The sequence below is a fragment of the Klebsiella ornithinolytica NBRC 105727 = ATCC 31898 genome, assembly GCF_001598295.1.
Lineage (GTDB): Bacteria > Pseudomonadota > Gammaproteobacteria > Enterobacterales > Enterobacteriaceae > Klebsiella > Klebsiella ornithinolytica.
Genome location: NZ_BCYR01000016.1, coordinates 67,358 through 80,063, shown reverse-complemented (window position 1 = coordinate 80,063; position 12,706 = coordinate 67,358). Strand labels below are relative to the sequence as shown.

The following is a 12,706-nucleotide window of genomic DNA, read 5'->3' as shown; positions in this document are numbered from 1 at the left end:
CTTAGCGCTGGAAGTCATAGACCGAACCCAGACCTAAAATCTGCGTCAGTTCATCAAGGGCCTGGTAAACCTCGCTCAACAGCTGCGGGTCGCCGAGGTCACGGGCATGCAGACGGTCGCGGTAATGTTTTTCAACCCAGCCGGTCAACTGCTGATAGCGTTCGTCATTCATCAGGCTACGCGGATTCACCGCCGCCAGTTCGTCATGATTCAGCACGACGCGCAGGCGCAGGCACGCCGGGCCGCCGCCGTTACGCATGCTTTCACGCAGATCAAAGACCGCCACCTCGTTGATCGGCGAAGCGCCGCTGCTGACCAGTTCACTCAGGTACTGCCAGACATTACTGCGCTGGCGACACTCTTCCGGCACCACGATCAGCATCGTGCCATCCGCTTTACTGAGCAACTGACTGTTGAACAGATAGGAGGCCACGGTATCATCGAGACTGACCTGCGCCTGGGGCACTTCGACGCTGGTAAACGGGATATCCAGCCGCGCGGTTTTTTCCCGCAGCGTGTCCAGCACCGCCTGCTGATTTAAAAAAGCATGCTGATGATGGAACAGCACGTGGCGGTTGCTGACCGAAATCACATCGTTATGGAACACGCCGTGGTCGATGGCCGCCGGATCCTGCTGGGCGAATACGGTATATTCCGGGTTCAGCCGATGCAGACGCGCAATCGCCTGGCTGGCTTCGAGGGTCTGACGGGCCGGATATTTCGCCGGCGCCACGCCGCCGCTGGCGCGCTTACCGTAGACAAAAAACTGTACCCCCTGGCGGTCATAGTCGGTGCAAAAGCGGCTATGGTTCGCCGCCCCTTCGTCGCCTAAATCGCCATGCTGCGCCAGCGCGTCGTGGTGGCTAAAACGGGTCTCATCGGCAAAGGTGGCGCGCAGAATCGACGCGGTCGTCGGCGCCTCCTGAGAACGATGCAGCTTGTTGTTCAGGTTGGCGACCGTGAAATGCAGCTTTCCGTCGGCGCTGTCGGCAGAAGGCGATACCGTGGCGGCGTTGGCGGTCCACATCGACGACGCGGAGCTAAATGCGGACAGCAGATGCGGCGCCTCGACGGCGGCCTGCTGAATCACCTGCGCATCGCTCCCCTGAAAGCCCAGTCCGCGCAGAGCGGAAATATTTGGCCGCGGCTGCGGCGGTAAAATGCCCTGAACGAAGCCTTTGTCGGCCAGGGTTTTCATTTTAAACAGCCCCTGCAGCGCCGCTTTCTTCGGGTTGGATAAGCCGTCGCGGTTGTTTTGCGAGGCTTCGTTGCCGACCGAAAGACCGGCGTAATGGTGCGTCGGCCCAACCAGGCCATCAAAATTAGCTTCAAAACCAGACATGGTGTCCTCACAGAATCCGTTATCAGAATGACAGGCCAGGCGAGAGGGTCGCCGGCAGCGTCAGCGTTTCGCTGACCAGGGAGGCCATTGGCCACGCGCAGTAATCGGCGGCATACCACGCCGAAGCGCGATGGTTGCCGGACGCTCCCACGCCGCCAAAAGGCGCTTTACTGGAGGCGCCGGTTAGCGGCTTGTTCCAGTTAACGATTCCGGCGCGTGCCTCGTCGGCAAACTGCTCAAACAGCGCCGGGTCGGCGGAAATGAGCCCCGCGGCCAGCCCATAACGGGTGTGGTTGGCAATGCGGATCGCCTCATCAAAGGTGTCATAGCGGATCACGGTCAACAGCGGACCAAAGTACTCTTCATCGGGAACATCCAGGCCGGTCACGTCGATAATACCCGGCGTTAAGAGCGTGGAGCGCGGGTCCGGCTGATGCAGGCGTAGCAGGACGTTGCCGCCCAGTTCTTCCAGTTTGTCCTGCGCCGCCAGCATCCCCTGCGCCGCCTGAAGAGAGATAACCCCTCCCATAAACGGCTGTGGTTCGGCGTCCCATTTTCCGCTGCGGATCCTCGCGCTGGCCTCAACCAGACGCTGCAGCAGCGCATCGCCTTCGGCGCCGCGTTTGACCAGCAGCCGGCGCGCGCAGGTGCAGCGCTGTCCGGCGGAGATAAAGGCGGATTGAATAATCACATTCAGCGCCGCATCGCTGTCGGTCACATCGGCGACGATCAGCGCGTTATTGCCGCCCATCTCCAGCGCCAGCATTTTCTCCGGCTGACCGCTGAGGTAGCGATGGAAATGGAATCCGGTAGAGGCGCTGCCGGTAAACAGCACGCCGTCGATATCCCGGTTTTCCAGCAACGCCTGGCCGGTCTCTTTCCCCCCCTGAATCAGGTTGATAACGCCGTCCGGGATCCCGGCCTGCAGCCACAGCTTCACCGTCAGTTCGGCGGTGGCGGGCGTCAGTTCGCTCGGCTTAAACACCACGGTATTCCCGGCAATCAGCGCCGGAATAATGTGTCCGTTCGGCAGGTGACCGGGAAAATTGTAGGGGCCAAAAACGGCCATCACACCGTGCGGCTTATGGCGCAGCAGCGCTTTACCGTCCGGCATCGCGGTTTCGCGCTGGCCGGTACGCTCGCTGTAGGCTTCTATCGAGATGCCCGCTTTCCCCATCATCGCCTGCACTTCGGTGCGGGTTTCCCACAGCGGCTTGCTGGTTTCCCGGGAGATAAGCGTCGCCAGCGCCTCTTTTTGCGCTTCCAGCAGGGCGGCAAACCGCTGAACGCAGGCGATGCGCTCCGCCAGCGGTCGGTGGGACCAGGCATAGAATGCGCCGCGCGCTGCCGCGCAGGCGGCCTGCACCTCCGCCGCACCGGCGCTGGGCGCCTGCCACAGGACGGATTGATCTTCCGGAGCCAGTTTGGTCAGCGTTGCGCCGCTCCCCTGCTGCCACTGCCCTGCGATTAACTGTGCATTTATCGCCATGATATTCTTGCCTCCGGATGTAAAGTCACCGCATGAACCCGGTCGGTTTCATTCACCGCCAGTGCGTCCAGCGCGGCCTGATTAAGTTGCGATTGATCGTCCGGCGATATCAATACCGCACGGAACTGTTCGAACTGGTTGTTGGCGACGATAAGCGGCGACGACCGCTCCGTCATCAGCTGCATGGCCGGAATAAACTGGCTCTCGCTGATTGCCCTGATGGCGTCGGTTTCAGCTTCCAGTACCGGGCCGGCATCAAAAATATCGACCGAACCGCGCCAGCTGAATCCCTCTTTCTCCAGAATCGCCCGCGCCGGCGAGGTATTGGCATGCACCTGGCCGATCGCTTCGCGGGCGTCATCCGGCAGCAGCGACACGTAAATCGGGTACGCCGGCATCAGTTCGGCAATAAAGGTTTTCATTCCCGTACCGGTCAACCGGTCGGCATCGGCAAACGGAATGTCGAAAAAGTGATGGCCCAGCGCGTCCCAGAAGGGGGAGTTGCCCTGCTCATCGCTGCGCCCGCGTAATTCTGCAAACAGATGCGGTGAAAACAGCTCTCTGAAGGCGGCGATAAACAGGAAGCGCGCCTTCGACAGAAACAGACCATTACGGTTTTTCTGATATTCCGGGTCCAGGAACAGCGTGCACAGCTCGCTGTGTCCGGTATGGTCGTAGCTGAGATTCAGCAATTCCTGATTTTTATAGACCCCCAGCTCTTTCGAGGCGCGGACGGTACGCTGCAGGCGAAAATTATAAAAGGGCTCGTCGAGGCCCACGGCGACTTCAATGGCGCTGACCCCCACGACCCGCGCCAGGCGGGTATCTTCCAGCACAAAGAGAAAGCCCTGCTGGCCGCGCGGCAGCTTACCGGCAAAGGTCTCGACGCTGCGCTGGATCCGCGCGGCCAGCCGCGCGGGGTCGTTGGGTAACGAGGTCATACCGACTCCCGCCCGCGACGCGAGGCGGATAATATCGTCGAGGTCATCTTCCCGAACGGGACGAAATAGCATCATAAACCGTCCCCCGATTAGCGCGTCAGGCGGGCGACGGCGCGTTCAAGGCGCACGAAAGCGTCCTCAATGTCCGCCAGCGGAATATTGAGCGCCGGAGCAAAGCGCAGGACATCCGGACCGGCAATCAGCGCAATGACGCCCTCTTCCGCGGCCAGATTGGTCAGGGTTTTAGCCTGGCCGCGCAGATGGCTGGCCAGCTCTGCGCCGATCAACAGCCCCTTACCGCGTACCGCGCTGAAGAGATCGTAGCGAGCGTTCAGCGCGTTCAGCTTCTCGACGATGAGGTCATGACGCCGGGCGACGCCGGCCAGCAGTGGGTCATCCAGCTGGGCCAGAACGGTGTTGGCGACCGTCGCCGCCAGCGGATTGCCGCCGAACGTGGTGCCGTGGGTGCCCGGCTGGAAAACCTGAGCCCAGGCCTCTTTGGCCAGCATCGCCCCAATCGGGAAACCGCCGCCGAGTCCTTTCGCGCTGGTGAGAATATCCGGAACCACGTTGTAGTGCTGGTAGGCATACAGCGTGCCGGTACGTCCGGCACCGGTCTGGACCTCATCAAAAATCAGCGCAGCATCGTGCTGGTCGCACAGTTCGCGCAGCGCCTGCAGGAACGCCGGGTCGGCAGGCATCACGCCGCCTTCGCCGATAATCGGCTCGACGATCACCGCGCAGGTGCGGTCCGATATTGCCGCTTTGACCGCCGCGATATCGTTATAGGGCAGATGGGTAATATCCTGCGGCAGCGGCGCATAATCGCATGAGTATTTCGGCTGCCCGCCGACCGTCACGGTAAACAGCGTGCGGCCGTGGAATGCATTCTGGAAGGCGATAATTTCGCTTTTGTCCGCGCCAGACTTATCGTGGGCATATTTACGCGCCAGTTTCAGCGCCGCTTCATTGGCTTCCGCCCCGGAGTTACAGAAGAACACCTTATCGGCAAAGGTCGATTCCACCAGCGTTTTCGCCAGCTGCAGCACCGGCTCATTGGTATAGCCGTTGCCGATATGCCAGAGGTTATCAAGCTGAGATTTCAGCGCCGCAACCAGCGCCGGATGGGTGTGCCCGAGAGAGTTAACGGCAATGCCACCCGCTAAATCGATATATTCTTTACCCTGCTGATCCCAGACTTTCGAGCCCGCCGCCTTCACTGGAATAAAGGGCGAAGGGGCAAAACAGGGAACCATGTAAGAATTAAAATCTTCACGAGTCATAGAGCCTGACATAACAATTCTCCGGAACGATTATTGGCATTATTCAGTGGGCCAATCATGGTGAGTCGACATTAACAATTCCCCGATCCCTGTTTTACTGGCGAACGAGCCCGTTGCGATGAAGATATATTCACCACAATAAAACAAAGCCTTTTTATATTTATGGGTATTTGTTAACTCTCGGTTAATACCTTGTGCATTGCGTGCTCTCATGCTGGGCCCTGTCGCGTGACAAAGTCAATACCAGCACCATCATTTTATTCACTTTTTGAAGATCATCAAGATAATGATAAATATGAAAAAATTATTTTACTATTCACCATAGTGCATAAAATATGCATATAAATGCACAACATGATCCCGTTTTTGGCTGCGTAGTTATGCAATCGAAAAACCAAATTTCTAACAAAAATTTAAAATTCGGAATACCCGTCAAATACCGGTTTATAAAATTGGTGATAACATTCATTGCACAGAGTTTACTGCTGTGTACCCTGAATCATTCGGGTTGCAGGAAGGCGGCGACGCAGGGGATCCCCAGGGCTTACTGAAGTGAATGACTGGGGTGAACGAGGAAAGCCAACGCTCATGCGGCTTGAAGTATGACGGGTAGAAATATTCCACGGTTTCACACGACATAAATAACACTAAGAACAGGACTCTTATGGAAAAGTTATCTTACGCATCTGAAAGTAGTACATCTCCATGGACAACCTACCTGCGCCAGATCGACCGCGTCGCGCCTTACCTGGGCGATCTCGCCTACTGGGTGGAAACTCTGCGTCACCCGAAACGCGCGCTGATTGTCGACATTCCGGTGCAGATGGATGATGGCACTATCCGTCACTTTGAAGGTTACCGCGTACAGCACAATCTATCGCGTGGACCGGGTAAAGGTGGTGTTCGCTACCATCCAGACGTTGACCTGAACGAAGTGATGGCGCTTTCTGCCTGGATGACCATTAAGTGCGCCGCGGTCAATATTCCTTACGGCGGCGCCAAAGGCGGCGTGCGCGTTGACCCGTTCAGCCTGTCAGAAGGCGAGCTGGAGCGTCTGACCCGCCGCTATACCAGCGAAATCGGTCTGATTATCGGGCCGCAGAAAGATATTCCGGCCCCGGACGTCGGCACCAACGGTAAAGTAATGGCGTGGATGATGGATACCTATTCCATGAACCATGGCACCACGATTACCGGCGTGGTGACCGGCAAGCCGATTCACCTCGGCGGTTCGCTGGGACGTGAAAAAGCGACCGGTCGCGGCGTCTTTATTACCGGCCGTGAAGTCGCCGGCCGTTCCGGAATTGAAATTGAAGGCGCGAAAGTGGCGCTGCAAGGTTTTGGTAACGTCGGTAGCGAAGCCGCTCGTCTGTTCGCCGAAGTGGGCGCGCGGATCGTGGTGATTCAGGACCACACCGCCACCCTGTATAACGAAGGGGGCATTGATATGGCCGCCCTGACCGCATGGCAGGCTGAGAAGAAGCAGATTGCCGGTTTCCCGGGCGCCCGTGAAATCGACAAAGATGCCTTCTGGACCACCCAGATGGACATTCTGATCCCCGCCGCGCTGGAAGGCCAGATCACGCGCGAGCGCGCAGAAAAACTGACCTGTAAGCTGGTGCTGGAAGGGGCGAACGGCCCGACCTATCCGGAAGCGGATGATGTCCTTGCCGAACGCGGTGTCGTCGTGGTGCCTGACGTTATCTGTAACGCCGGCGGCGTGACCGTCAGCTACTTTGAATGGGTCCAGGATATGGCGAGCTTCTTCTGGAGCGAAGAAGAGATCAACGCCAAGATGGACCGCATCATGACTGACGCGATCATTCACGTTTGCGAGAAGGCCGCAGACAAAGAGTGCTCTCTGCGTACCGCAGCCTATATCGTCGCCTGTGAACGCATTCTGATGGCGCGTAAAGATCGCGGTATCTACCCAGGCTAAGATGCAGCGCCCCCCGCCCGGGCTATCGCCCGGGCTTTTTTTTGTCCACGCCAGGCCATCCCACCGGTAGCGCCCTTCCCGGTTCGTTCTTCCCCCCCTGCACGTCAGCGTGTCAGGTATTCCCCCTGCTAAGCGCACGTAGCGTTAACAACTTTTTAGCATCTGCCCTTGAATTTGGCTTTCCATCAGGAATAGAATAGTTAGAGCTCTAATGATTTTGTCATGTACTGATGCGAAGAAGACTATGGATAACCGGCAGCTTACCTTTTCCCATCTGTTGTATCTCACGGCCCACCACTGGCGGCTGGCGGTCAATCGCCGCCTGAAAGACCTCGGTATGAGTCAGGCCAGCTGGGTCGCAGTTGCGGCCATTGCCCGCAACGCCGACCCGCTGTCGCAAATTGAGCTGGCCCAGGAGCTGGGCGTGGAAAGCGCCACCATCGTTCCGCTGGTCAATCGCCTTGTCGGGCTGGGGCTGGTCGAGCGCGTTATCACCGAGCGCGATAAACGCAAACGGCTGCTGGTCGCCACGGAAAAGGGTCTTGAGGTCTATCACCAGGTCAAAACCGTGGCGGACGCCCTGCGCGAAGAGATCCTCAGTTCCATCACCGCCGAGGAGCGCGAGCGCACTCAGCGGGTACTGGAAACCCTGCTGCGCGAGCTGGAGAAAAAATAATGCCGCGCCGCGAGAGTAATCCCTATCGCCCTCATGACTGGGCGCCGCACGAGAAACCCGCGCTGCTCGGCTCGCCGTCAACGCCGATTCACAGCCCCCCGAAACGCATCGCCTATGGCATCGTCGGGCTGCTGGTGTGCCTGACCGGCGCGCTGGGTAATGCGGTGGTGACCGCCAACCTGCAAAACCTGCAGGGGACATTTGCCGCGTGGTCCACGGAGATCGCCTGGCTGCCCGCGGTGTACGTGATGACCAACGTGTCGATTAACCTGCTGCTGGTGAAATTCCGCCAGCAGTTCGGCCTGCGCGCCTTTACCGAAGGCTTCCTGGTGCTCTACGTGCTGGTGACCTTTTTCCACCTCTTCGTCAACGATCTCAGCTCGGCGATGATGGTTCGCGCCGCCCACGGCATGGTGGCGGCCGCCCTCAGTTCTTTGGGTATCTATTATCAGGTGCAGGCGTGGCCCGCTCGCCACCGCCTGAAAGCGTTGACGATTGGCATTACCGGCTCCTCGCTGGCGATCCCCATTGCCCGCCTGTTCTCCACCGAACTGTTACAGCTTGACGAATGGCGCGGACTCTACTTCTTCGAACTGGGGCTGGCACTCATATCCCTGGCCTGCGTTATCGTGCTGAAGCTGCCGCCCAGCGATCGGAAAAAGGTGTTCGAGAAAAAGGATTTCATTACCTTCATGTTGCTGGCGCCCGGCATGGCGCTGGTCTGCGCCGTCCTGTCGCTGGGCCGTCTCGACTGGTGGTTTGAAGCCCCGTGGATTGGCTGGTCGCTGGCGGGCGCGGTGGTGTTAATTGTCTCGGCCATTGTTTTTGAGCACAACCGAAGCAACCCGCTGCTCAATACGCAGTGGCTCTCCAGCGGCAGTATCCTGCGTCTGGGGCTGATTATGCTGCTTATTCGCATTGTGCTGGCGGAGCAAAACACCGGGGTTATCGGCTGGCTACAGTACGCGGGGCTGCAAAACGAACAGATGGGCACGCTGGCCTGGTCAATTTTCGCCGGTATCCTCAGCGGGATTATCGCCAGCTGTCTGACCCTCAATCCGCAGCGGCTCTACTGGCCGATCGCCACCGCGCTGACCTGCATCATGCTAGCCTCGCTGCTCGACAGTCAGTCCACCATCCTGACTCGCCCGGAGCAGCTGATGTTCAGCCAGTTTTTACTCGGTTTCGGCAGCGCCTTTTTCCTCGCTCCGGCCATGCTCGCCGGGATCGGCGGGGTCATTGCCGACCCGCGCAACCTGGTGAGTTTTTCGGTGCTGTTTGGGATGAGCCAGAATATCGGCGGCCTGCTGGGTTCGGCTATTCTCGGGACCTTCCAGACCTGGCGGGAGAAGTTCCACTCCAGCCAGCTGGCCGACCAGCTGACCACTCTGAACCCGTTAATTACCGAGCGCCTGCAGCAATACAGCCAGCTGTACCAAAGCCAGATCGGCGACAGTACCCTGCTGAACGTCCAGGCCAGCACGCTGCTGCAAAACGCCTCGACGCTGCAGGCCAATATTCTTGCCTACAATGACACCTATCTTCTGACCGCGGCGATTTCCGCCGGGACGCTGATCTGGGTGTTCTGGCGATTGATAAGACTGCGTATTACCGCCCGTATCGCGTTGCAACGCGCGACGGGCAGCAAATAACACTGATAATTTTTCTCTGGAGTCGTTATGAGTCAGCAGGATGCGGCCAGGCAACAGGCCAACACCCGCAATAATATCCGCGTGGTATCTATTTTTACCGCCGCCGCCATCGGTCTTATCGGCGTGCTGGTGATTTTGTATGCCTGGCAGCTGCCGCCGTTTACCCGCCACAGCCAATTTACCGATAACGCCTATGTTCGCGGGCAGACCACCTTTATCAGTCCGCAGGTCAGCGGCTATGTGACTGCCGTTAATGTCCAGGATTTCGCCTACGTCAAGCCAGGCCAGGTGCTGTTCCAGATTGATGACCGGATCTACAAACAGCGCGTTCATCAGGCGCAGGCGACGCTGGCGATGAAAGAGGCGGCGCTGAAAAATAACCTGCAGCAGCGTAAAAGTGCCGAGGCGGTCATTCAACGCAACGAAGCGGCGCTGCAAAACGCCCGCGCGCAGAACCAGAAAAACCAGGCCGATTTAAAACGCGTGCAGGATTTGACCGCCGACGGTTCACTGTCCATACGCGAACGCGATTCCGCCCGGGCCAGCGCGGCGCAGGGTTCCGCCGATATTGAACAGGCAAAAGCAACGCTGGAAATGTCGCGCCAGGATCTGCAATCAACCATCGTAAACCGCGATGCGCTGGCAGCCGACGTCGCCAGCGCCAGCGCGGCGCTGGAGCTGGCGGAAATCGATCTGAACAACACGCGCATTGTCGCCCCCACCGCCGGTCAGCTCGGACAGATATCCGTGCGCCTCGGCGCCTACGTTAGCGCCGGTACCCACTTAACCTCGCTGGTGCCGCCGCAGCACTGGGTGATCGCCAACATGAAAGAGACCCAGCTGGCGCAAATTCGTATCGGCCAGCCCGCCACCTTTACCGTCGATGCGCTGAACGGCGAAACATTCAGCGGTACCGTACAAAGCATCTCGCCGGCGACCGGCGTTGAGTTCAGCGCTATCTCCCCGGATAACGCCACCGGCAACTTTGTCAAAATCGCGCAGCGCATTCCGGTGCGCATTGCGGTGAAGGACGGGCAGAAGAACAGTTCGCGACTGCGCCCGGGAATGTCGGTGCAGGTCACCATTGATACCCGCGAGGGAGCACAGCCATGATCCGCCCGCTGACTCTCGCGCTGGCCCTCGTACTGATCGGCTGTCAATCGGCGGACGTTCAGCGTGCCGGGTCGTCATTACAGATCCCGGCCGCCTGGCGTGCCGATGTCGGCCCGGCCAGCCCGGTGGAAGGGGTGTGGTGGCGCCACTTTCACGACAGCCAGCTCAATCGCTATGTCGACCAGGCGCTACGCTACAACAGCGATGTGCTGATCGCCCGCGAGCGCGTCAATGAGTATCAGGCCCGGGCCTACGCCGTCGATAGCAGCCTGTTTCCATCGCTGGATGCCTCATTGACCGGCACCCGCGCGCGGGCGCAGTCCGCAGCAACCGGCCTGCCCGTGCACAGCACGGTCTATAAAGGCGGATTAACCGCCAGCTATGATGTGGATATCTGGGGCGCTAACCGCAGCGCGGCCAGCGCCGCCCAGGCGAGTCTGGAGGCGCAAAAAGCCGCCGCCGCGGCCGCCGATCTCACCGTCGCCACCTCGGTAGCCGCGGGGTATCTGACGCTGCTTTCGCTGGATGAGCAACTGCGGGTCACCCGGCAGACGCTGAAATCGCGCCAGGACGCGTACAACCTGGCTAAACGTCAGTTTGAGACCGGCTATACATCGCGCCTGGAGCTGATGCAGGCCGATTCTGAACTGCGTTCAACCCGTTCGCAGATCCCGCCGCTTCAGCATCAAATAGCTCAGCAGGAGAACGCCCTGAGCGTCCTGACGGGCAGCAACCCTGGCAGCATTCAGCGCCAGGATTTCAGCCGACTGACGCCGCTCGCGCTGCCGTCCCAGCTGCCCTCCACGCTGCTGAACCGCCGTCCGGATATTGTTCAGGCCCAGCGGCAATTGCTTGCCGCCGATGCCACCCTCGCCTCCTCGCAGGCGCAGCTCCTGCCGTCGATCAATTTGACCGCCACCGGTAGCCTGCAGGATCGGACGTTGCCGGACCTGCTCGATAACCCGCTGCGGTTGTGGAGCCTTGGCGGCAGTATTCTCGCCCCGCTGCTCAACCGTCAGGCGCTCAATGCGCAGGTGGATGTGTCGATGGCGCAACGCAACCAGGCGCTGTACGGTTATGAGAAGACGGTGCGCGGCGCGTTTCAGGAAGTGAATGACAGTCTTGATGCCATCGCCCGCTATGGCGAGCAGTTAAACGAACTCCTCAGCCAGCAAGAGGTGGCGCAGGAAACCTTGCGCATTGCGCAGAATCGCTACCGCAACGGCTACTCCTCCTATCTTGACGTACTGGACGCCCAGCGCACGCTGTTCTCTACGCAGATTAGCGTTGTGCAGGTGAAAAACAATCTGCTACTGGCGCAGGTGGATTTATACCGGTCGCTGGGAGGCGGCTGGTCAGACTCATCAGGGACGTAACGCGGGAAATCGCTTATGCAACAACAATGGTCTGCCGTAGACAGTTATCTGATTGATGCTTTAATTCCCCAGGATCCGCTGCTCAGCCAGGTGCTGGCGAACAATCAGCGCGCCGGGCTGCCGGCTTTTGACGTCGCCGCTAATCAGGGAAAGTTTCTGGCGCTGCTGGTGCGCATGGTGCGGGCGCAGCGGGTGCTGGAAATCGGCACGCTCGGCGGATACAGCACCATCTGGATGGCTCGTGAGCTGCCGGAAGATGGCGAGCTGCTGACCCTGGAGGCCGATCCGCGCCATGCCGCGGTGGCGCGCGAAAATCTGCGTCTGGCGGGGGTCGATAAGCAGGTCACGCTACGGGAGGGGCCGGCGCTGCAGACCCTGGAATCCCTCGGCGATCGCCCGCCGTTTGATCTGATTTTTATTGATGCCGATAAACCCAGCAATCCCGACTATTTGCGCTGGGCCTTGCGCTATTCCCGACCAGGAACATTGATTATCGGCGATAACGTGGTGCGCGACGGCGAGGTGGTGAACCCGCGCAGCGAGGACGACCGCGTGCAGGGTGTACGACGCTTTATCGAGATGATGGCCCGCGATCCGCGCCTGACGGTCACGGCGCTGCAAACGGTAGGTAGCAAAGGCTGGGATGGGTTTACGCTGGCGTGGGTCAACGGGTAGCTTTTGTGCGGTTCGATTAGGTTGCGATATTATTGCTGAAAGAATTTTCAGCAATGACTATGCAGGCATGAGGCATCGGGACATGCAGCAGGGGGTTGGGCCGGCTAAAAATCGCTGAGGCGCAGGCGGCTGGACGGGGCCGCCAGCATGGACAAAAACGCCCGGAGCGTTTTTGAACGACGTTGACGTCGGCCCCGAAGGGGTGAGTCCCAGGGATGGG

At 59.3% G+C, this 12,706-nt stretch carries 10 protein-coding genes; 6 read left to right on the top strand and 4 right to left on the bottom strand.

What is annotated here, in order from left to right; all coding sequences use genetic code 11:
- Nucleotide 1: 1 nt before the first annotated feature.
- From astB to ROR01S_RS22795, 4 genes are read right to left on the bottom strand one after another with little or no spacing between them, the layout of a single operon-like run.
- On the bottom strand, nt 2-1,342 hold the full coding sequence (gene astB, locus ROR01S_RS22810; RefSeq protein WP_064359905.1) for an N-succinylarginine dihydrolase: 1,341 nt from the start codon (nt 1,340-1,342) through the stop codon (nt 2-4).
- 22 nt (nt 1,343-1,364) lie between these two features.
- Nucleotides 1,365-2,831: a succinylglutamate-semialdehyde dehydrogenase gene (gene astD, locus ROR01S_RS22805; protein WP_004861363.1), complete on the bottom strand. Its 1,467-nt coding sequence runs from the start codon at nt 2,829-2,831 to the stop codon at nt 1,365-1,367.
- Entirely contained in the window at nt 2,822-3,844 is a 1,023-nt protein-coding gene (astA, locus tag ROR01S_RS22800) for an arginine N-succinyltransferase (protein WP_160873162.1), read from the bottom strand. Before astA ends, astD begins: the two co-directional genes overlap by 10 nt.
- 17 nt (nt 3,845-3,861) lie before the next feature.
- Nucleotides 3,862-5,067 carry a bifunctional succinylornithine transaminase/acetylornithine transaminase gene (locus ROR01S_RS22795; RefSeq protein ID WP_064357111.1) on the bottom strand — a complete coding sequence of 402 codons (1,206 nt, stop codon included), beginning with the start codon at nt 5,065-5,067 and terminating at the stop codon, nt 3,862-3,864.
- A gap of 652 nt (nt 5,068-5,719) precedes the next feature.
- Here ROR01S_RS22795 and ROR01S_RS22790 point away from each other — a divergent pair.
- The 6 genes from ROR01S_RS22790 to ROR01S_RS22765 all read left to right on the top strand — a co-directional run bounded on the left by ROR01S_RS22790 (nt 5,720) and on the right by ROR01S_RS22765 (nt 12,486).
- Nucleotides 5,720-6,994 carry a Glu/Leu/Phe/Val family dehydrogenase gene (locus ROR01S_RS22790; protein WP_004861355.1) on the top strand — a complete coding sequence of 425 codons (1,275 nt, stop codon included), beginning with the start codon at nt 5,720-5,722 and terminating at the stop codon, nt 6,992-6,994.
- Nucleotides 6,995-7,238: 244 nt separating this feature from the next.
- Nucleotides 7,239-7,670, top strand: coding sequence for a MarR family winged helix-turn-helix transcriptional regulator (locus ROR01S_RS22785; protein ID WP_015584457.1), 432 nt, complete (start codon nt 7,239-7,241; stop codon nt 7,668-7,670).
- On the top strand, nt 7,670-9,322 hold the full coding sequence (locus tag ROR01S_RS22780) for an MFS transporter (RefSeq protein WP_015584458.1): 1,653 nt from the start codon (nt 7,670-7,672) through the stop codon (nt 9,320-9,322). The genes ROR01S_RS22785 and ROR01S_RS22780 overlap by 1 nt, the downstream gene beginning before the upstream one ends.
- A 27-nt stretch (nt 9,323-9,349) precedes the next feature.
- Nucleotides 9,350-10,435 (top strand): HlyD family secretion protein, encoded by a 1,086-nt coding sequence (locus tag ROR01S_RS22775; RefSeq protein ID WP_015584459.1) that lies wholly within the window; start codon nt 9,350-9,352, stop codon nt 10,433-10,435.
- On the top strand, nt 10,432-11,811 hold the full coding sequence (locus tag ROR01S_RS22770; protein ID WP_004861344.1) for an efflux transporter outer membrane subunit: 1,380 nt from the start codon (nt 10,432-10,434) through the stop codon (nt 11,809-11,811). Before ROR01S_RS22775 ends, ROR01S_RS22770 begins: the two co-directional genes overlap by 4 nt.
- A gap of 15 nt (nt 11,812-11,826) precedes the next feature.
- Nucleotides 11,827-12,486, top strand: coding sequence for an O-methyltransferase (locus tag ROR01S_RS22765; protein ID WP_064359904.1), 660 nt, complete (start codon nt 11,827-11,829; stop codon nt 12,484-12,486).
- Nucleotides 12,487-12,706: the final 220 nt, after the last annotated feature.